The 20,640-nt window shown below is 51.1% G+C and carries 16 protein-coding genes; 8 read left to right on the top strand and 8 right to left on the bottom strand.

Annotated features, from left to right (window positions below; genetic code table 11):
* Nucleotides 1-63: 63 nt before the first annotated feature.
* The 4 genes from BB497_09560 to BB497_09545 form a co-directional block, all read right to left on the bottom strand.
* The gene (locus BB497_09560) at nucleotides 64-1,161 is read right to left on the bottom strand and encodes a chain-length determining protein (protein AVI62926.1); all 1,098 of its coding nucleotides are present in this window, start codon (nucleotides 1,159-1,161) and stop codon (nucleotides 64-66) included.
* A 3-nt stretch (nucleotides 1,162-1,164) separates the two neighbouring features.
* The gene (locus BB497_09555; protein AVI62925.1) at nucleotides 1,165-1,974 is read right to left on the bottom strand and encodes an ABC transporter permease; all 810 of its coding nucleotides are present in this window, start codon (nucleotides 1,972-1,974) and stop codon (nucleotides 1,165-1,167) included.
* 78 nt (nucleotides 1,975-2,052) lie between these two features.
* Nucleotides 2,053-3,789, bottom strand: coding sequence for a capsid assembly protein (locus BB497_09550; GenBank protein AVI62924.1), 1,737 nt, complete (start codon nucleotides 3,787-3,789; stop codon nucleotides 2,053-2,055).
* A complete protein-coding gene (locus tag BB497_09545; protein AVI62923.1) occupies nucleotides 3,789-4,199 on the bottom strand; it encodes a hypothetical protein in 411 nt (136 codons plus the stop codon). The genes BB497_09550 and BB497_09545 overlap by 1 nt, the downstream gene beginning before the upstream one ends.
* 901 nt (nucleotides 4,200-5,100) lie before the next feature.
* Here BB497_09545 and BB497_09540 point away from each other — a divergent pair.
* The 7 genes from BB497_09540 to BB497_09510 all read left to right on the top strand — a co-directional run bounded on the left by BB497_09540 (nucleotide 5,101) and on the right by BB497_09510 (nucleotide 16,239).
* Nucleotides 5,101-5,865: a hypothetical protein gene (locus BB497_09540; GenBank protein ID AVI62922.1), complete on the top strand. Its 765-nt coding sequence runs from the start codon at nucleotides 5,101-5,103 to the stop codon at nucleotides 5,863-5,865.
* 2 nt (nucleotides 5,866-5,867) lie between these two features.
* A complete protein-coding gene (locus tag BB497_09535) occupies nucleotides 5,868-8,222 on the top strand; it encodes a hypothetical protein (GenBank protein ID AVI62921.1) in 2,355 nt (784 codons plus the stop codon).
* Nucleotides 8,210-10,540: a hypothetical protein gene (locus tag BB497_09530; protein ID AVI62920.1), complete on the top strand. Its 2,331-nt coding sequence runs from the start codon at nucleotides 8,210-8,212 to the stop codon at nucleotides 10,538-10,540. The genes BB497_09535 and BB497_09530 overlap by 13 nt, the downstream gene beginning before the upstream one ends.
* A 577-nt stretch (nucleotides 10,541-11,117) precedes the next feature.
* The gene (locus BB497_09525; GenBank protein ID AVI62919.1) at nucleotides 11,118-11,726 is read left to right on the top strand and encodes a hypothetical protein; all 609 of its coding nucleotides are present in this window, start codon (nucleotides 11,118-11,120) and stop codon (nucleotides 11,724-11,726) included.
* Nucleotides 11,723-13,270 carry a helicase gene (locus BB497_09520; protein ID AVI62918.1) on the top strand — a complete coding sequence of 516 codons (1,548 nt, stop codon included), beginning with the start codon at nucleotides 11,723-11,725 and terminating at the stop codon, nucleotides 13,268-13,270. Before BB497_09525 ends, BB497_09520 begins: the two co-directional genes overlap by 4 nt.
* 13 nt (nucleotides 13,271-13,283) lie before the next feature.
* A complete protein-coding gene (locus BB497_09515) occupies nucleotides 13,284-14,267 on the top strand; it encodes an integrase (GenBank protein AVI62917.1) in 984 nt (327 codons plus the stop codon).
* Between the two features lie 385 nt (nucleotides 14,268-14,652).
* Complete coding sequence (locus tag BB497_09510; GenBank protein AVI62916.1) at nucleotides 14,653-16,239, top strand: hypothetical protein; 1,587 nt, start codon at nucleotides 14,653-14,655, stop codon at nucleotides 16,237-16,239.
* Nucleotides 16,240-16,290: 51 nt separating this feature from the next.
* On the opposite strand, the gene BB497_09505 is transcribed toward BB497_09510, so the two are convergent.
* From BB497_09505 to BB497_09490, 4 genes are all read right to left on the bottom strand, one after another.
* On the bottom strand, nucleotides 16,291-16,479 hold the full coding sequence (locus tag BB497_09505) for a dTDP-4-dehydrorhamnose 3,5-epimerase (GenBank protein AVI62915.1): 189 nt from the start codon (nucleotides 16,477-16,479) through the stop codon (nucleotides 16,291-16,293).
* A 61-nt stretch (nucleotides 16,480-16,540) separates the two neighbouring features.
* On the bottom strand, nucleotides 16,541-17,239 hold the full coding sequence (locus BB497_09500; GenBank protein AVI62914.1) for a hypothetical protein: 699 nt from the start codon (nucleotides 17,237-17,239) through the stop codon (nucleotides 16,541-16,543).
* Between the two features lie 118 nt (nucleotides 17,240-17,357).
* Nucleotides 17,358-18,950 carry a transposase gene (locus BB497_09495; GenBank protein AVI62913.1) on the bottom strand — a complete coding sequence of 531 codons (1,593 nt, stop codon included), beginning with the start codon at nucleotides 18,948-18,950 and terminating at the stop codon, nucleotides 17,358-17,360.
* Nucleotides 18,951-18,995: 45 nt separating this feature from the next.
* On the bottom strand, nucleotides 18,996-19,253 hold the full coding sequence (locus BB497_09490; GenBank protein ID AVI62912.1) for a transposase: 258 nt from the start codon (nucleotides 19,251-19,253) through the stop codon (nucleotides 18,996-18,998).
* Between the two features lie 709 nt (nucleotides 19,254-19,962).
* Between BB497_09490 and BB497_09485 the strand changes: the two genes are divergently transcribed.
* Complete coding sequence (locus BB497_09485; protein AVI62911.1) at nucleotides 19,963-20,640, top strand: hypothetical protein; 678 nt, start codon at nucleotides 19,963-19,965, stop codon at nucleotides 20,638-20,640.

Below are 20,640 nucleotides of genomic sequence, written 5' to 3'. Positions count from 1 at the left end.
TCAACCATTGCTCAAGAGTTACCACCAACCACTCACTCTTCACCACTCACCACTCACCAAAACTCAATCCCGATGGTCTTTCACAATCATGATGAGCATGCTGAGGATGAAGGCCAAAAAGATGGTAATGATGGCGAACACGCTGCTGTTATATAAGCGGTTAGGCTCGGTTGGGTATTCGGGGAATAGCGGGCTTTGCAGTACGCTTACTTGCTTGAGCTGGCGGGCGGCTTCTAAGCGAGTGTTTTCTAATGCAGCCAGGGCACTTGAGTAGGTTTCTTGAGCAAACTGAGCTTGTAGCTCTAGGGTTTCGTACTCGGCGGAGATGCGGTTAAGCGAGTCCCCTGCCGCTTGGGCTAGGCGGTCGCGCTGTTCAATGATTTGGTCGCGAAGTGCTTCAATATTGCGCTCTACTTGGCGCATCTCGGAAGATTGTGCGCTTTGGAAGCTGGCAAGTGCGTTGCGCTGGGCCTGTAAGCGGGCAAGATCGCCTTCTAACGTAGCAACCACTTGGTTAATGCTTTCCACTGTGGAGGTGGGCGATACTAAGCCGTACTGGTTTTGAAAGTCGAGTAACTCTGAACGGGTATCTCTAAAGCGGTCTTCCAGGCGTACCATTTGATGCTCTAGAAAACGCACTTGCTCGTCTGCTAAGCGGTGGCCCATTTCATTCATGTGGTTTTCGCCAGCTTCCAGCAGTAGCGTTGCCATGCTGTGGGCGAACTCTGGGGTGTAGCCTTGCACATGAATATTCAGCACCCCAGCGTATTCGTCCAGCTCCACTTCTACCCGGCGCAGGTAATATTTGTGCAGGTCTTCAATCGGGGCGTTTGCATCGCGCAACTTGGCAAAAAAATCGCCATGCTCGCTATAGTGCTGGCGAATCCCTAGCTGCTCGTCTAACAAACGCAACATATCTACTGATAGTAAGTGCTCACGCAGCAGTAGGAGATCTGCCGTGTTACCCCCTCCGCCCCCCATTAATGATGAAAGGCTGAATTCTGGCGTGGCGACTTGGGGGCTTTCTAATACTACCGTGGCGCGGGATACGTAGCGCTCTTCTGCCCAAACAAACCAATAGAATGAGACCAGCAGGATGGCAAGAAATGCAACGGCCCATTGGGGAGAGGTTTTTACAAATCGACGTAGGGAAACGTACATGAATTATTTTGCCTTTAACCGATCAACAAAACGCAGGTGCATGAGTAGCCCTACTGAAATTAGTGAAAGCGTAAATAACCAGAAGTAGAGCAGGCTGGTGCCGTGAATGACCTGATAGTTTTCAAAAAAGCCCAGTCGGAGGGTTTCTAACGCGTGTGGAATAGGGTTAAGCATCAGGTATTCCAGCAGCCAGTGAGGCAGCTGATTGAGCGGAAAAATGACGCCAGAAATGATCAACAGCGGCAAAGACAGCATACGAATCACGCGGCCTACTTCCGGCACCAACGTAGCGGCTGTAGAAGTCACTAGCCCCAGCCCAAGCCCTAAACTCCAAAGCGACAGCCAGGCCCCCATCGCCCTAATTGCATTATCGGGGTACATGTTTAACCCCAGCATCAAGCCACCTACGATAAAGATTAAAAAAACAAAGGTACGCAGCATACCCTCTAGGAAGTTACGCACCAGCACTGGGTCTGCAGGTTGTACTTGCCGATAAGCAAACAGCGCACTATTGGCTTCAATGGCCCCCATACCGCGCAGCATCCCTTCACGCACTAAGAAAAACCCCATCAGCCCAGCAATCATCCAGGGGATGAATTCAGCATTCACAATCAGCCGGTCGCCACGGATAAAACTGCGAATAGCTACCATGATGGCAACTAACGCCACTGGCTCAAAAATCATCCAGAACCAGCCCATGCGGTCTGCCATGGTGCGAGAAATGGCTTCTCGCATAAACATGGCGTACCACACGCTGCGGGTGACTTGCCAAGGCGTGCGGGCGCCCTTTGGCGCCCCTTTTACATTAGCCATAGCGCTACTTTTAAATTAGTGAGGTGTGAGGCGTGAGGTGTGAGCATTTCGTCTACTCACCACTCACCATTAAAACGCTTACAGATCCAAGGCTACACGGGTGGTAACGGCGATTTGGAACAGTATTTGCGTAAGCGTGGACGCTAACTGAAGGTTGTGGGTGGGCGCTTTGGGCATGATGAGAATCTCATCCCCTGGGCGAAGCGGCGAGTTACGGGCATGCTCCACTGCGCCGTTTTGGCGAACCAGCAGAATTTGGTCTTTATCTGCACGTTCGGTAAAGCCACCGGCGCTTTCCACGTAGTCGATAACGCTCATGCCCGGGCGATACACCGCGGCCTGAGGCACAAGAATTTCCCCGCTGATGAGTACTGAATCGCTAATTTCGGGAATGGTGATTACATCACCATCCTGCAGGCGAATGTCAGAAATACCGTCCTTTGAAGCAACTACTAAGCGGCCGCTTGGCTCTAGCTCACTGGCACGCTCAATAAAGCGCTCAATGAGTTCGGCCTCTTGAAGGCGTATTTGCGCTTCTTGGTCGGTACGCGATGACGCGCCCAGATAAGTGGTTTCCAAGCGGCGCAGGCTATCTTGAAGCGACTGCTCCTGCTGCTGGCGAACGCTTTCCCGCTGTAGTGAAATGCTTTCAACGGCGGTCATATTTTCAGGCACTGCGATGGCATCCAGCAATTCGCTTAAGCGTGCATTGCGGGGAAGCGCAAAGCGCGATGGGCCGTAATAGCTGCCTTCCACTTCCACCACGATGGTTTCGCTGCGCTGGTCGGCGCTAAACAGGACTTCATCGCCGCTGCGAATCGTTTGGCCGTAAAACATATCGATGGGGAAGTACTGAGCGATGGGGCCATCTTCACGGTCGCCACGCAGCAGCACATGCGATACGCCGCTTCTTAAGCGCGCCAAACTGACGATTTCAGCCCCACTGAGCAGGCTGCCCGTTAGTTCGTAACGGTGTTCGCGATGTACATCTCCCCCGACTGCGATGGCAGGGCCGCGTTCTTCTACCACAATGGTGTCGCCATCTTGAAACTGCGGGCGGGCAATGGTGCCGTTAATCAGGAAGTCATAAAGGTCGACGGTAGCTACGGTGCTGTTGTTACGCATCACACGGATCTGACGGTAGCTGCCTAGGTCTTGATCGATACCGCCTGCTTGGTCGAGGAAATAAAGCAGCGAATCGTTAGGGGTGCCTGCGTAGCGGCCGGGGTTTTCCACATAGCCGGTTACGAAGACGGCCACGGGCTGAACGCCCTGTAAGTTGGTGTATACCTCTACGTTATCCGGGTAGACAGACGTAATCGCGCGGCGCACGCTGTTATCTACTTGCTGGCTGTTTTGCCCTTGTACATTCAGCGGGCCAGAGCCAGGGATAAAAATGTTGCCTTGGGCATCTACCGGCAGAACGCGGTCGAGTTCAAAAGCCCCCCAAGCACGCACGGTGACTTGGTCACCCGGCTTAATACGGTAATCCGCATTGAGACCATCGCCCATAGCGCCACGAAAACCACCAGTAAAGAGGTTGGCACCAAAAGGCGGCAACGCATCAGGATTCTGCATAGGTAAGTTAACAGGGCCGAAGGTACCGCTACGCCAATCGGCACGAGGGGTATCATCTACTTGTTCTTGCTGTTGTCCGCTTTGACCACCTCTTGCGCTCTGCTCGGGCAAAATAGAATCAGCAAGACTAAGCGACTGTGCCGAAACGGGGCCTGCTACAAGTGCACCTATCATCAACGTCACGGCAACCACGCTGTGTTTTAGCGAAATACGCGGCATCGGCAGTAAAATCCTCATTAGTAGCGCCCTTCTACGGCCTGGGTCACAAGTCGCTGGCTCACCCAGCCATTTGGCGTTTCACACACTAGCGCGGCTTGGGCATTGCCACCCGCCGCCACCACGCGCAGCTGGCGGCATTGGCGGCCACTGGCGGCTAGGTAGGTTGAGTCGGCGATGATTTCGACGTTATCACCCCAGGGGCTGCGTGCCATGCTATGTATCCCGCTGGCAGGCGCCTGAGACAAGAAACGGTTTAGCGCTTCATCTTCCAGCGGCTTAGCGGTGTCGTTAGTGAGTACGTACTGTGCGGGTTGCTGTGAGGTGCCAGAGGGGTAATTAGTGGCACAGCCGCTTACCACGGCAACGCTTAGCGCCGCCAGCAGCATGCGCGCTGGCCGCGATAGGGAAATAGGAGTATCTAGTAACATAAGGATTTCCATTAAAAAGGCACGCTACCGCCCAGGGATTAAACGGGCGTGTTCCCTTGCCCTACACTGTACGGGTGAATATTAATTAACCTGTGCTATTAAAATGCACGCGCCATTGTAAGGTATTCGCATAGCAGGCTCTACGTAGACAAACCCTATACAAGCTTCTTTTAAAGCAAACCCGCCATGCACCACGCAAGGCCACTCGCGAAAATCATGATCCGCGAAAAAGTGATTGACAATACAGAAATAGCGATGGTAAATTTCCAACCAAGACTATCTACTGATAGTAGGTACTTATCGCACAGTGCCGGTAAATAATGCATTGATTAAGTACAATTGCATTTAATTTATCCGCTGTCGCATGGTGAGGATGATCACCTATCTTCACTTTTATTACGGCTCCCTCTCGATGTTCAAAATCGGTTGTTAGGAGTCCCCCAATACAAATGTGCCTATAGGATGGCTTCCAAAGATATCCATTTGGAAAATGCTGCCTTCTTGCACTTTGCTATTTCGAATGAAGCTTCCACACCGGCTAATCATGGCTGCCTCACTCTTCATAGCTTGGGCTGTGTAGGCTATTGCTATTGCTATTGCTATGGCTTAGACCAATGGCCATGACGAATAGCGCTAGGTGCTGGCTGGCTTGTTCTTTATCGCCGTAATCTTTTGGCGCTATCAATCTACTAGGCTAGGCAGTTCTCTGCCGCGCTTACCTTCTGTTTAAAACGTCATTTTTTCGGGTGTTTAGCGCTCGAGGGGTGACATTACGCATGCCTGCTATTTGAGGGTGTGTGCTGATTGCCGCCTTGAATTTTTAAAACGCTCCAACGCGGCTGGGGCACGAAGCGAAAAATTGCCCCTTATCACTATGTACACACATAAAAGAGCGTTGCACATGAACATTAATTTTCAGCCACTTACTGGTCATCCATACACTATTAAAGCACGCATAGATGTACGATCAGCCCAAGAGCTTCTTGGCTTTACAGACAACAGCAGTTATAAGAGTGGCGCTTCAGACCGAGCGCAAAATGTCGTGCTAACGCATCCTCCTGTCCTTTTGCTACCGGAAGGAGGGGGTGAGCAGCTATTAAACCGACCCTCAATAACTGCACAGCTCAATTCGATGAAATCATCACTTAAAAATAGCTTTTCACTGATGGAAAACTTAGTTGTTTACATCGTAGAGGAAGCATCTATAAAAAGTGACCATAGCATGCTGTTGAGCTTTCTTCTCGGAACGATTCAGCAACTTCATTATAAAAAGAAAGATTCGGCCGGTTCGCTACTATGGAAAAAGGCGGCCAACGAAATCTCACAAAACCCAGCACTTAAAACGTGCATAGAAAACACTCTATTCAATAGCGCGAAACTTTCGCTGCGCCACTATAAAACATTGCTCAACGCAGCTAACCTTAGCGAGAGCTCACTTGCCCATATGCCTGACATTAAAACCAGGAAGAAACCAGAAAATAAAAAAAACACAGAACCCAAAGGCAAGCTTGAAAGAACGCCAACAGATAACAGTACGGAAATTAAAAAAACAAGCACTAATTTTGACCATCAAAAAAAGCCATCTAATTTTGAAAAATCGTTAGCCATTATTAATAATGCTGCTGAAAAAGCAGAAAAACAGTTCTCATTAAATGTTGAGTTATAAAAATGTCCAATGAACGCCTTTATCCTCATGAAATCAAACAACAATGGGAGTCCGCCATAGGCTGCCTCCCTCTGTCTGATGATGAAAAAACATGTATTTTTGATGTTGTTAGCTATTCACAGACACCCGTCTCTCTGCTGACGTTTCAAAAAGCAGCTGCACTTTATAGTAGTGACGTTCAAAAAATTGATACTAACACGCTGCTTGTAAAATTACAGGCTAGTGAACTGATTAATAAAACCAAGCCCGAGCACATTGGAACTAACTATCCTGTCTATTATGCACTAACTCATCCCTCTTATCTCTCTCAAAGCTCAAATGCATTAGCAAAAAAGTCCAGGCAGTACTTTAGTCACCTTTTCAGTAGCGTTGATGAAAATAAAAGCATATCAAAATCGACATTTTATAACCATGTCTTGGCAGCGCGTGACGTTATCTGCGCTGTTATAAAATCAGGTATAACGGTTTTAGAAACACAACAATCTTTAGGCTCTGACATTTTAGCAACCATCAGAAGTGACGCACTGCATACACAAAAAAAACGTTTAAAAGACAAAATAGACACTTTAAGCATGTTGGCTAATAAAATTCTCACGCCCGGTGAAAAACAACGAGAATATAGCAGCTCAAATCGTCAAAAAAGTGCAGGCGGCACGCTTAAAAGCGATCCTTGGCATAATAAACGCCTAGCTTTATTATCAAAGACACCTCAGCCAAACCGTCTAACTATACGAAAAGAGCGCGACAGACAGTATGATAGTAGTAGCCAGTCCGAGAATACAGTTTTTGGCATGCATGACATTCCTATTAAAGGCCAAAAGCAAGCCCCTAGCGATAGAGAAGAATCAAGCGAAAGCACTCAAGTACAGCGCAAATTTTCTTCTACGCTTACCCGAACCGATGATGTTCAGCTCGTACGTCGACGGACGCAGGGCGCGCCAGTGTCATCATTGCCTGCGATTACCGATCTCGCACGACTAACAGACGAGACGGTGCGTAAAGTACTCGCGCAGCCACTCGAATTAAACTTAAAGTTTTTTGCGACTTTGCTTCTCGCATTTGGTTTGCCACCACAGCGATTAATGCGACTCATCATTAGCGAGTATATTAACGCGGCCACTGCCGACCCAAAAGACGAACGCCCCCATTGGTGCACCGCTGAAAGCCTGCTGTGTTATCGTTTACTCGACGGCCCCTCTTCAAGCAATGGTAACCCAGCAAATCAGTGGGTACAGCTCGCGCTACCTCCATCACTGACAGAGTTTTTTAATCGCTTTCCACTCTCAGAACGCCCATTTCGTGGTGCCCGCGGCCAGCTCAACCGACATCTCAAACGCTATTTTCGTAACGAACCTGGCATGATTCCCACCGCCAATCGTTTAAGCGCAAGCAGTTGGCTTTATCGTCGGCCACATGCCATTGATGATGTGGCTGCAAGCGCACTTGCTGGTCAGTTTGGCCTGGGCCTCTCCGCGCCAGCCGCTTACAGACAACTATCCAGAAACGAGCTTCAGCACGTGTTGGATAAAACGCTGCAACACCTAGGTATTCCGAAAACCACTTTGCCTGCCGCAATACCTGTTAACGCTCATCACACATCAGCGACTTTTGGGTCGGCCATTGCGCAGCCACCCGTGTTTTTTCTGTCGATATTTAATGATATTCGTCAACGCATGCGCAGTTCACAGGCAGAGCTCGAGACATGGCAACCTTATAAACCGTTTCCTACTGATGCTCTGTTATGCCTCTCACAGCTGGTTTCAGCACATGAACTACTTGGCTGGCAGCTATCAACGGGTGCCCGCCCGATTGGCCCAAGCAGCGAGAACCGTATTGGTCAAAAGCAGCAGTGGGTACATGACAAAAATTCAGCGCGCGGGTTAGAGTCGCGCGTTATTCCTGTTCTTCCTACAGTGCGCGACAGCCTTAAATCACTACACCGCTGGCACTCTTTAGTCATGCATGTCGCGAGCTCTACAGAGGTCGTTATTGATGATCAACGCACCGGTAACTTGGACACACCCACCTGGCTATTTAAACCTCGGCGCGATCAACACTTAATACTACGTGGCATGCACTGGTCAGACATATCGACTCTCAACCTATCATTGATATCAGATAGCCAAAATAATGTTGCTCGTCACTCGCTTGCTAGTTGGTTGCGCAAGTCGGTGCCGGACGCCCAAGTCGACGCGTTGCTTGGGCACGCACGCCACGGAAGGATGTTGTCATCGCCTCGTTCAGAAACCCCGTCGGGAGTACAAGGGCACCCTCAACTGTGTCATGTTTTAAAAAAGTGGTTAAACGCGTGCGGATATCAACCGCTGAATTGGAGCCGTATGCCATGGAATTACTAAATGCAGAGCGACTAATCAGCGAGTGGAAAGAAGCAAACCACCCACTCACCCAAGCATCGCAACTCAGCGATACAACACACATACTCAGCAATGCACTGGGTGACACGCCTATCCAAACACTAAAACTCGAGCAGCCGGATGTTTTAGCGCTAATCGAGCGTTTTTTTGAATGGCGTCAGGCTACCGAGCGCTCCATTTCAAGAAGACAAGCTCGAGACCGCGTTAACCGCGTGCTGACGGCTCTCAACTTAGTGCCCGGCATGCAGTCCGTATTAATGCCGGAGCCCATCGCTGTCCATCGGCCCTCTGCCCTTCCCACCACACCGCGATCTTTTTCAATGTCCGAGCAGATGATTGCCTTAGAGGTACACCTGCTGCCCTGGTGCCGGAAACGTCAGGATATCGACGCTTGGCTAATGCTGCTGGCCATTCGATTAATGACAAGGACAGGAATGAGTGAGACAGTCATGCTAGGCACACTAGCTATGCTTTCGCAGCAACATATCAACGGACGCGAGCTCGCCATCCCATCATCTCCTCATGCCCAGTGGCCTGACGACGGGCATTATCGGATCACCCTGCATGATGATGTATGGATACCCATCCGAGCACTAACCACGCGTCTGAAACGTAAAAACACAACAACGTGGTTATTTGATATCAGCGAAGATGCTGAAAGCTTAAATTATAAAGAGCGACGAAAACAGCTACGACAGAGGCTAAAAACAACAGTAAAACAGTGCCTAACTGAACTGCGCTCACACCCCGACAGCCATGAGTGGTATGCCTTGCGTCACTGGTCATCAGTCGTATCCGCTAGCCGCTACGTTGACGTTGTGCGCGGCACTCCTCCTCTATGGTCTACACTGCTACGACAATATCCGTTGCCAACGTGCACACCAGTGCCGCTGCTTGCCCAAAACGATGACGCCCATCAGTATGCCCCAGGTGCCAGCATGGGGCGGTTACCTGACCGAGTATCCAACCATAATCAAACACCAGCACCTATTCCTGAAGCAGGCTCTACAACACGCCCAGCGGGCGTTTATAGTTTCTCTACTCAACATTTACCAATCGACTGGCAGCGCCGCGCTAAAAACCTGCTGAGACAGTTTTTAGCCGAAGCTGCTCGACTCAATAAAAAAAAAGTAGTGGCCAAGAAACATACAGTGGATATGCAGACGCTGTTAGAACGCTATGAAAAACGGCTAAAAAGGCTTATTGGTCATCGCGGGCACTATCCAGACTGGATACTGCAATTCCTCTATTATCAGCTGCGTACTGAAGGGAATACACTCAGTACAGCACGCACCCAGCTTTCACGACTAACTCCTATCACCATGCTACTGCATGAAGCAGTGCTCGATCTTAGCGATTGGGATGATGATGTTGTACTCGAGCTGCAAATGGAGGCCCAATCCGGCGCCCAGTGGTCCGCCCGCACGCTAGAAAGTTTCAAAATCAGTTTTCGACAATTTATACGGTTCTGCCAACAGCACGGCATGTTAGAAGACGTATCACTGCCCAAGAAGCAAGGAGGTACACTGGCACCCAGCGTCTTACGCACACGCATTTTGTCACCGGACCATATGCAGCTGCTATGGAATACGCTGACAAACAACGTACCCGACGGCGACCCACGCCAAATGATGGGATTGGTGATTGCGCTTGGATTTTATGGTGGGCTGCGCGCCTCTGAAGTTGAATCGCTAACACTGAATTCCATCATATTTAGTGATGCTAATGAGCAAAGTCACCGCAACTGTTGGGTCGAGATCCTAGGCGGAAAAACAGCCGCGGCTAGGCGGCGAGTGGCTCTGCATATTATGGCACCACCTTCCGTTATCCAATGCATGCATAGGTGGGTCAATACTCGCCTGTCAGAATGCTCGCAGTGGTCGTTAACGGAAGCCGCGCTGTTCGGCCCTCGACACTCACCGGAAACCTATACACGCAAGTCATTAATTCAACCCGTCATCGAATGGATGCGCTATATGCTGGGTGAGGATATTGATTTTCATGGTCTGCGCCACGCGGCTGTCTCCTGGACGTTACTAAGGTTGCATGCGGCTCAACACCCGCATTTTCGAAACACCCTACAACATAGGCACCACTGGATGTTCCAACCGGAACCCTTACAAAAGATTCTTGAGCATTTTTGCGGCGCAGAAGGACGTGACACCCTGGCAAGAGGCACTTTGCTTTTGCAGGTCACTAAGTGGATAGGTCACCGCGAACCCGGCACGTTGTTAGAGAACTACGCGCATACACTTGGGCTCATACACAGTGACATACTGGCACCAAAACCGAAAAACTAGAGCGCTATCAATCACCTGCTCTTGCAGACCATTTATAAGGGCAGACCATTTAAGTGAGAGGCCTGACACCTAGACGTTAAAAAATAGGTTGATCAAGGAAACAACACGAAGACTTTACAAGTTAATAACGCCCTGATATTTTTACAGCAGTTGAGAACAAATTCTCAACCAGGTTTGGCGACCTGACAAGCAAAAGGCGCGCAAGCGCCCCTATCATGGAAGGCGCTCATTTGTGCTAGCCATGAATATGGCGGTCGTGCGTGGGAGACTCTCGGGTCTGCCGGTTTCCTTTTGCACCGGTTCGCCAACCTGCGTACGGCCGCCTCCATACTGTTTGGCGACAGTGGAGCGGCCCCTAAGCAAAAGGAGCTCTATCCATGGCAACATGTATATCCACACCTCTATACGATCGGCAGATAGTTGTTAACACTGCCCTACCCGCCGTTAATTTATCCCCCACCATTTTCAGTTATCCACGCGCTTACTTGCTGAGCTACTTCACGTATTTCTCTTGCCTGAACGCCATTACCCATTGTTCACCTTTGGGAGATTGGTTTAACAAGCAGGAGGTGAGCGCATGAGCCAGTTAACCTCCTCGTCACTACCACCTCGTAAACCACGTCAAGATAACCCGTTAGGCCGCATGATTGCCGAAGCATTAGACAACCTGTTGTTGCGTTATGCCCATGCAGGTATTGAGTTTACGATTCCCGAAGCACGCAATGACCTTAGCGCTTTGCCGGATTTTGCAGATACGGACAAAACCCAACTTCGCTACTATGTTCGTGACCGCTTACACACTTTGGAACGCTTGGGATTAGCGACTCGTGTAGGGGTGATGGGCGAAAACCGCGCGATTTTTCGCTTACACCTCGAGGTAGTCGAGGCCGAGTGTACACAGCAAACTACCGACAATGCCCCACAATCTCCCGGAACGCATCGCTCGAGCAATGACAACCTGTTGGTGTTTTTAGAAAAAGACCGACAGCATCTGAGCACTCGCATGCAAATTGCAGTGAGCGAGGCTGAGTATTACAAAAAGGTGCTTGATCAGTACCCTGATGAAAAAGCACGTATTAGTCCGCTTCTTGAAACCGCGCTGGAAAAAAGCAGCCGCCTGAAAGGTGAATGGGACGCTAACGTGACCTTGCGATCTCAACTGGCAAGTCAGGGGAAACCGTCATGAAGCAGCAGTCCCCAGCACACCGCACTGCCAGCCCAACTTCTGCAACGCCTCCGCTACGACGGTGGCAATCCAATTGCCTGGCACGCGCCCTGACTAGCCTGTCATCACAAACACCCCATTTCCTCTGCCAAGCCACACCAGGCGCCGGCAAAATGCGGCTCGCTGCCGTGCTAGCAGAGGCGTTAATCAAACGCGGGGATATTGATTACGTCGTATACCTTGGCCCTACTCGCGCCGTTGTGAACGATGCACGCGACACCTTAGAGACAGTACTCAAACGCTCTTTGGACGGGCAGCTTGGCGCGGTTGGTGTAACACTTACCTATCATGCACTCACCAATCGCCTGGCTTCGCTCAAACAGCTATGCCTGAATGCAAATGTGTTTCTTATTTGGGATGAAAGCCACCACGCATCGGCCCCTGGTGGCCAAGTGGAGGCCCCAAATCAATGGGGCATGACACTTGTCGTATTAGAACGATATGTACGTTTTACGCTTGCCCTATCGGGTACCCCTTGGCGGACAGATGGCAGTTGCTTGCCGCTGCTGCGTTACGTGGAACAAACAGCCACCCCGACAGACGTTGAAGATAAAACTGCGTCTAAATCGCCTCGACAGCGCTTAATACCCGACTTTGTGTACACGCTGAAAGAGGCTATCCAAGATAGCGTTTGCCGCTATCCACATATAGAACTGGTCGATAACCGCAGCATTGGGTTAACACGCATTCATCCAAGGACTGGGCAAAAAGAAGCACGTCAATATGCCAGCATTCCACAGCTGCTTCGGCACCCTGGCGTACATTATGCCCATATCATTCGCGATGACGCCCCGTTATCCCATCTGCTAACACTCGGTATCAATCGCTTAAGCGAACTGCGCCAGCACGATCCATATGCAGGTGGCTTAATGGTGGCGGCCAGTATCCAGCACGCTGAAGAAATTACGCAGCGCTTAGAGAATGCGCATCAGTCTGTCTGCTTAGTCACTAGCAACGATCCAACTGCTCACGCACAACTAAAAGCATTCCGTTGTTCGCAGACTGCCTGGATTGTCTCAGTAGGCATGGTCACTGAGGGTGTGAACCTACCCCGACTGCGCGTTTGTTGCTATCTCAGCCACGTACGTACCGAACAGTTTTTTCGACAAGTTCTTGGCCGCATTATTCGGCGGCAAAATGATCGTGATACCACCTGCTATTTGTACGCGCTTAACGAGCCCTCTCTTCGACGATTTGCGCGGCGGCTTGCTGACGACCTACCAGACGACCTCGCCTATGTCACCCCAGTTGGCAACACTGATCGGCCTGCTGAGGAGCATCCGCGCATGACAGCAGCTGAACGTGAAGACGCCGCCTCAGCCACCACCGTAGATGACACCGACACGCATCAAGAGGGCAGCAAGGAAGGCGCAGCTAATGCTGATATTTCAGTGACTTTTCACGCAACAGCTCATAGCAACAATGCAAACGCCAGTATTGAGTCTGATGTGGCATTTTCACAAGCGTTTTATGAACGCCTTGTGGCCTTGCGCCTGGTCGATTAAGGGAGTCTGAATAATGAAAAAACCTAATCACTCCCTGTCTCTCGCTGCGGCGCGTCAACGCTCTAATCAAGACAAACTCTCTTTTAATGAACTCGGCCTGTCACGCGATGCGCGACGTTTGTTATCTGAAAGCGTTTCACCCAATACTGCAAAAGCCATGCGATCTGATTTGAAAGTGTATCAGCGCGCAGGCGGTGTGTTACCCGCCTCTGAGATCGAGATTGCCAATTATTTATCGGCCCAAAACGCCTTAGGCAAGAAGCCCGCCACGCTTGAGCGCTATGCCAACTCACTGCATATGTGGCACCGTTTTCACAATTTGCCATCGCCTGTACGCACCATCACTGTCCGCAGCGTGTTGCGAGGCATCAAAAAAAGCCGCGATACTCGCCAAAAATCAGCCCCCGCACTACGCCTTAAAGAACTGCATTCGTTGCTCGACGCCATAGACCGCAAAACTCTTCATGGGTTAAGGGATAGCACCATATTTTTGCTTAGCTTTTACGGTGCTTTTCGGCGCAGTGAAGTGGTGGCTCTGACTTACCAGGATATCGAGTGGCGACCGGAAGGGATCATCATTACTCTACGCCATAGCAAAACAAACCGCTCAGGTCGGATAGAAACGAAAAGTTTGATGCGTGCACCGTCCGATACGTCATATTGTCCCGTCGCCACACTTGAGCAGTGGCTGGCAGCTTCCGGCATTGTCAAAGGTGCGATTTTTCGAGGGGTTAGCGCGAAAGGTAAACTGGGTGCGGGCCGGATGGTGCCCCAGACACTTTACATAAGGATGCTAAAGGCGCTGGATAAAGCCGGCTTAGCCTCTAAAGGTTATACACCTCATAGCTTTCGAGCAGGCTTTATCACGGAAGCGCACTTACGCGGCAAAAGCGATGTACAGATCAAACGAGTGAGTGGACATCGCGATCAAAATACGTTTGAACGCTATATTCGCATTGCGGATGAGTTTGAAAATAACGCGGGAGACTTTTTTTGATGCCAACCAAGTTTAAGACAACCCTGCTGCCTTCTGGGATTCAGTGCTTTCAGTGAATCTACAAAGGGTTCAGCTCGGTACCATCCTGCCATGACAAAGACTCTCTGTGGTCACATTACAGGTTCCAGCTTTCGTACTTATACAGGTTACGCTTTATCGGGTCGACGGTAGCTAGTTCCCATCGACTCGATATTGATCAGCTACGCAATATCTCCCGTACTTTTCGTGCGGGGAAACCCGTCCCTAAGCGACTCCCTACAGCTTGCCCGGCACAAGTGATGTGAAACAACAGCTTCTACTCCCACGCTACGAGATGTCGGGCCAATATGACGGTGGTATAGTAAACTGTTGTCAATTAGTGACTTTTGGCTATCTGGAGGCCCGCATGGCGACCGATGGTACACGCCTTAGACTGCCGATAGGCATTCAGACCTTCTCGGAAATCCGCGAGGGTGGCTACTACTACGTCGACAAGACGCCGGTCATCGAGCGCCTGGTCCACCAGAACAAGTTTTATTTTTTGTCGCGCCCACGCCGCTTCGGCAAGAGCCTGCTACTCGACACCCTACGCTGCCTGTTCGAGGGCCGTCAGGCGCTGTTCGAGGACCTCTACATTCACGACCGCTGGGACTGGCAGCAGAAAGCCCGCCCAGTCATCCGCCTAAGCTTTGGTAGCGGCGTGGTGCGTAATCGTGAGGAGCTTGATACACGCATTCGCCATCAGCTGCGTAAGGAGCGCGAGCGCTTTACGCGGGCCGCCGCTACCCCCAACACGGATATTCCAGGGGAGTTCTCTGACCTGCTAGAACTTGCTCATCAAGAAACAGGCCAGTCGGTGGTGCTACTGATCGACGAGTACGACAAGCCCATCCTCGACAATATCCTGGAGCCCGAGCGTGCACGAGAGTTGCGAGAGGGACTGAAGAATCTCTATAGCGTGATCAAGGATGCCGACCCCCATCTGCATCTAGCACTGATCACCGGAGTCTCTAAGTTCAGTAAGGTTAGTCTGTTCTCGGGACTAAACAATCTCAACGACATCACTCTGGATGCCCCGTTCAGCACGATTTGCGGCTATACCGATGACGATATTGACACCGTCTTTGCCCCCGAGCTACCTGGCCTAGACCGTGACACCATTCGCGCTTGGTACAACGGCTACCGCTGGGGCAGCCCTGAAGTCGCATCGGTCTATAACCCCTTCGATGTACTGCTGCTACTACAGAAGCGTGAGTTCGGCCCTTACTGGTTCGAGAGCGCCACGCCCACCTTCCTGGTGGACATTCTCAAGCAGCGCGGGGTGTTCACCCCTCAACTAGATCGGCTTCAGGCTAAGGCCCAGCTGCTCGGACGCTTCGACGTGGACGACATCACCACCGAAGGGCTACTGTTTCAGACTGGCTACATCACCATCAAGGAGGTGCAGGAGCCGATGCTGGGCTACCGGCTTTACACGCTGGGATTTCCCAATCTGGAGGTGGAAAGCAGCCTTAATGATCTACTGCTTCCTGTGCTCGGGATCGGTCACACTGAGGCACAAACCCACCAACTCGGACTCATGGACGTCCTGCAGCGCCACGATCTAGCGGGCTTGGAGGTTCACTTTAAAGCACTCTACGCCGGACTACCCCACGACTGGTATCGCAACAACCCAATTGCCCAGTATGAAGGGCATTACGCGAGTGTCTTCTACAGCCACTTTGCTGCCCTGGGGCTCGCTATCATCGTGGAAGACGCCAGCCACCACGGCCGAGTGGACATGACCGTCGACTTCAATGGCCATCTCTACCTGTTCGAGTTCAAGGTGGTGGAGCAGCTACCCGAAGGCAAGGCACTGGAGCAGATCAAGGCCAAAGGCTATGCCGACAAATACCGCTCATCCGGTAAGCCCATCCATCTGATTGGGGTGGAATTTTCCCGCCAGCAGCGGCAGATCGTGGCGTTTGAGGTGGAAACGGCGCATGGAACTTAAAGGGAATATTTGTCTTCTTGAGGGGAGCACGGTCATTCCCATAAGACACCCTCAGCTCTTGCCGAAAAACTCCGCAGCTTTAAAGCTGCATCCAGCTCGATCTTTTTCCGATAGCGAAAGCGGCACCCCTAAGTCTGGCCATTCAATATCCAAGTCGGGGTCGTCAAAGCGAATGCAGCGCTCGGACTCAGGATGGTAGTAGTCGGTCGTCTTATATAAAAAGTCAGCCGTTTCAGACATCACCACAAAAGCATGCCCAAACCCTCGGTGATTTTCAACCTAGTTGTCCAAATGGCTGCCTCTAAGCAGCCTGTTTATTACACTCGACTTCCTGAAGCTTGCCAGGGTTGAGCGCTACCGAACCGGGTACCTCCCAGTTTCGGGTGCTCCCCGACCAACGCTGTGGATGCCGACGTTTAGCTCTTTCATAAACCGCTTTGCGATGTTCAAGGCGTTCTCGATCGACACCTTGATGCCGGTCAGCGGGCGTCACGTAGCGAATACCACTGTGCAGGTGTTGTTCGTTGTAAGCGTGTTCGAACGTCAGCATCCAGTCACGTACCGCGTTTAGCGATGCAAAGCCCTTTGTGGGCCACGCTGGGCAATATTTGACAGTGCGGAACAACGCTTCTGAGTAAGGGTTGTCATTGCTCACCCTCGGTCGGCTGTAAGACATCAACATCCCCAGCTCTGTTAACCTCGCTTTCAGCGTATAAGATGTCATCGGCGCACCGTTATCAGAGTGCAATACCGGAGGATGATGCCAGCAGCCTTCGCGCAATAGGGCACGCTCCAGCAAGTGTTTCGCTAACTCGCCTGATTCCGCCTCGTGGACTTCCCAGGCGATGATTTTGCGACTGTAGATATCCATAATCAGGTAAAGATACCAGTGCTGACCACGCACAACGGAAGAGCAGTAGCTGATGTCCCAGCACCAGACTTGATTGGGCCCAGTGGCCGTAAAGCTCGTCGGCTCTGGTACTGAGCGGCGTGGCTTCATTCGCCCTCGATGGTGCTGCTGTTGGTGCTTTTTCAGCACTCGATAAAATGACGACTCGGAGGCCAAGTAGACCCCTTGATCGTAAGCGAGCCACTAACCACACCTAGGCAGTCAGTGCTTAGACCGGTAATGTCTCTTTCCACTGCCAGGGCAACAGCGTACTGAGTTCGTCTTCGTTGAGCGTGGGCAGCGTTTCAAAGACATACTGTAAGTAGTCGTAAGGCGAGAGACCATTGGCTTTGGCCGTTTCGATCAGGCTATAAATCGCCGCACTGGCGTGAGCACCGCGCGGGGTGTGGCTGAACAGCCAGTTTTTACGCCCCACCACGAACGGGCGGATGGCGTTCTCTGCCGGATTGTTGTCAAGCGGGATCAGGCCATCGCCCAGGAACCGGATCAGCCGAGGCCACTGGTTATCCAAGTAGTGCAGGGCTTTACCCAGCGCGCTTTTAGGCAGCACCTGGGCCAGCGACTTGTCGAGCCAGATGCGCAGTTGATCGATCAGTGGGCGGCTCTTCTGTTCACGCAGCGCCTGACGCGCCTCGGGTTCAAGGGCCTTCGCCTGCTTTTCCACGCCATACAGCTTACGGATCTGGTTCAGCGCCCAGTCCGCTTTACCGGTTTTACCTTTAGGCTGCACTTTCTGGGCATCCACGAACTTACGCCGGGCATGCGCCCAGCAGCCCGCATGGGTGATCCCATTACGACGCACGATCTCGGCATAACCTTCATAGCCATCGGTGAGTAAGCGTCCTGTATAGTCGCCCAACAGATCAACGGGCACCCGTCCGGCGCGGCTGGCGGCGTAGTCGAACAAGACGACTTGCTGACCCGGCGGGCCACCGCGCTGCACCCACATGTACGAGGCGATACTGGCAGAGCGATCCGCTTCTTGATTGACCTGCAGCGTCGTCTCATCCATGTGGATCAGCGAGGCATTTAAGAGATGTTGGCGCAACCTGTCGATCAGTGGGGTGATCCGTTCTCCCACCTGCACCATCCAGCGTGCCAGGGTATTACGGGGGATCTCAGCGCCATGGCGGGCAAAGATCTGGCTTTGGCGATATAACGGTAGCGCGTCCTGGTATTTAGCCGTCGCCACATAGGCGAGTAGCGTGGCGCTGGCATTGCTCTTGGGCAACAGTTTGGCGGGTGCCGGGGCGGTATTGACGCCCTCTTCGCATAGCGGGCAGGCATATTTGCGTCGTACATGACGGATCACCTCGATCCGGGCAGGCACCACGTGCAGTTCCTCACTCACCTCTTCACCGATCACCTTGAGCGCGGTGCCATCATCGTGGCAGTAGCGAGCATCATCGGGCAGTTCATGGACGACCTCGATACGCGGCAGCTCCGGCGGTAGCGCAACACGCCCGCCGCGCGTGCGACGTTTAGCAGACGTGATGATCTCGCTCGTCGCGTCATCAGCGACGGCGTCGCACGCCGATGCGTCACTGTCTTCCTCGTCAACGGCTACTTCCGCTTCATTGATCAGAAGATCCCGCTGATCGACGCGGTACTTCTCAGTGGAAGGGCCGAACTGACGCTCCAGGGCCAGCCGGAACTGTTCAAACAACGACTGCTTGGTGGCCTCCCACTGCGCTTCCTTTTTCTCCATCAACGCCAACAGCCGCGCATTTTCAGCGTCAGCAGCGGCCAGCTTACGTTCAAGCTGAGTGACTGTCAGTGAGGAAGCGTTGGCATTTTTCATGCCGCTTAGTTTACCAAAAACGCCCCTAAAATAGGAGCGTTACGACTATCCAACCCGCTGAAAATCCAATGCTTTGTGAGGCTGCATGGCCTTTAAATTATAGCCATCCAGCAACCAGTTAAGCTCTTGACCCGTTAACGTTACGGTCTCGTCCTTCAGGTGCGTGGGCCATTTAAACCGCTCACGCTCCAAGCGCTTGTACCACACAACAAAGCCGTTACGTTCCCTGAACAGCAGTTTCACTTTATCGCGCTGGCGATTACCGAACACGAACAGCGCTTGATCAAACGGGTTCAAGGCCATGGCTTAACGCTTGGGTGGGATTGAGTTCGCGGTTCATGATAACCTCCAAAATCAAAGAGACCCTGAGTGTGATCAGCCAACGTTAAAGTGGGTAGATGGGTTTAGTGGCGCGCTTACCAATCGCTACTGGTTCGATATGAGATAAATTACAGCATGAGTGCCAAAGGCAACTGTTATAATCATGCCGTACCGCACGCACCTTCCAAAGTCTCAAGGTTGAAGAGATCCATATAGAACAGTTTAAAATGCGAAGCGATATGAGGCGTCAGGCATTTGGAAACATCAAGTTCGACTATAACTAGCAACGACGGCACAGTACTATAGAGATGATCAGCCCTGAGGTCCTTGAACCTCAATTTATCGCATAAACCAGTTTCCACTGCTGCGGGGTAAGATCAAACTGCGATTTACAGCCACAGCTGACTACATTCAAAGCTAAGTACCGCCTAAAACTCGAATTCTCGGCCTACAAGTAGCCATAGCGACTCACCTGCAAAACGAAGAAAATAGAGTACCTTAGCTTTGAAGCCCGAGTAACCAACGCCTGGTAGCTGATTGAGCGTATGCTGGGAGACAATATGGTTAGTTATTTCCCTGACGATCGATGGACGATATTCAATCAAGGAGCAGATGAGTGAGCACTAAGCATTTTAGCATTTATGTATTGACAATGAGAGACGAGACAAGGATTAAGTCCATTGAGCGCCAGATGTCTGACCTAACCCTTACCTATCAGTACATCGATGCAACTGTTCTCGAAGATATCGAACAGATGACTCATCCAATTAATCGTAATGCAATCGTAAAAAAATATGGACGAATGCTCACCAAGGGTGAGGTCAGTTGCTTTCTTAGCCACCGAAAAATTTGGCAGGAGGTAATTGCCGGGGGAAAACTGGCCGTGATTTTTGAAGATGATGCTCTTATAGATGAGGACATTAAGCACTTTTTAGATTGTTTAGCAATGGAACCGGTAGCTTTTGATGTGGTTTTGTTAGGTCACTCTAAAAAAGATTATCGCCATAAAAAGATGTATCATTTTCTTGAGCCGTTAAAAAATGGTGAGCCATTGGGTACTTATACGCTAGGAAGAGGATTTAAAACTTGGCCTTCTGGTGCAGTTGGCTATGTGATCACACCCGCAGGAGCAGAAAAGTTACTAGCAGCATCTCGCACAATCTGCTGTGTATTAGATGACTGGCCCTATTATGAAAATAAAGGCGTTTTGGTTAAGGAAGTAAGGCCTTTATTGGTTTGGGAAGATTTTGTTAATATTGCAAGCTCGTTAGAAAGTGATCGACAAACACCTGCTAGAAAAAACTTCCTTTTTTTAGCTCGAGTAGTGAGAGGTGTGATGCGTAATATTAAGTCCCGGCTGGGGAATTAA

Origin of the sequence: Halomonas sp. GFAJ-1 (genome assembly GCA_002966495.1) — a bacterium.
GTDB lineage: Bacteria > Pseudomonadota > Gammaproteobacteria > Pseudomonadales > Halomonadaceae > Vreelandella.
Note: the sequence above shows the minus strand (reverse complement) of the source record. Positions and strands in the feature narration are given on the sequence as shown.

Bases quoted from the DNA above. Each gene is read 5' to 3' on its own strand.
- BB497_09560 (AVI62926.1), bottom strand. From the start codon at position 1,161: ATGTACGTTTCCCTACGTCGATTTGTAAAAACCTCTCCCCAATGGGCC.
- BB497_09555 (AVI62925.1), bottom strand. From the start codon at position 1,974: ATGGCTAATGTAAAAGGGGCGCCAAAGGGCGCCCGCACGCCTTGGCAA.
- BB497_09550 (AVI62924.1), bottom strand. From the start codon at position 3,789: ATGAGGATTTTACTGCCGATGCCGCGTATTTCGCTAAAACACAGCGTG.
- BB497_09545 (AVI62923.1), bottom strand. From the start codon at position 4,199: ATGTTACTAGATACTCCTATTTCCCTATCGCGGCCAGCGCGCATGCTG.
- BB497_09540 (AVI62922.1), top strand. From the start codon at position 5,101: ATGAACATTAATTTTCAGCCACTTACTGGTCATCCATACACTATTAAA.
- BB497_09535 (AVI62921.1), top strand. From the start codon at position 5,868: ATGTCCAATGAACGCCTTTATCCTCATGAAATCAAACAACAATGGGAG.
- BB497_09530 (AVI62920.1), top strand. From the start codon at position 8,210: ATGGAATTACTAAATGCAGAGCGACTAATCAGCGAGTGGAAAGAAGCA.
- BB497_09525 (AVI62919.1), top strand. From the start codon at position 11,118: ATGAGCCAGTTAACCTCCTCGTCACTACCACCTCGTAAACCACGTCAA.
- BB497_09520 (AVI62918.1), top strand. From the start codon at position 11,723: ATGAAGCAGCAGTCCCCAGCACACCGCACTGCCAGCCCAACTTCTGCA.
- BB497_09515 (AVI62917.1), top strand. From the start codon at position 13,284: ATGAAAAAACCTAATCACTCCCTGTCTCTCGCTGCGGCGCGTCAACGC.
- BB497_09510 (AVI62916.1), top strand. From the start codon at position 14,653: ATGGCGACCGATGGTACACGCCTTAGACTGCCGATAGGCATTCAGACC.
- BB497_09505 (AVI62915.1), bottom strand. From the start codon at position 16,479: ATGTCTGAAACGGCTGACTTTTTATATAAGACGACCGACTACTACCAT.
- BB497_09500 (AVI62914.1), bottom strand. From the start codon at position 17,239: ATGAAGCCACGCCGCTCAGTACCAGAGCCGACGAGCTTTACGGCCACT.
- BB497_09495 (AVI62913.1), bottom strand. From the start codon at position 18,950: ATGAAAAATGCCAACGCTTCCTCACTGACAGTCACTCAGCTTGAACGT.
- BB497_09490 (AVI62912.1), bottom strand. From the start codon at position 19,253: ATGGCCTTGAACCCGTTTGATCAAGCGCTGTTCGTGTTCGGTAATCGC.
- BB497_09485 (AVI62911.1), top strand. From the start codon at position 19,963: ATGTCTGACCTAACCCTTACCTATCAGTACATCGATGCAACTGTTCTC.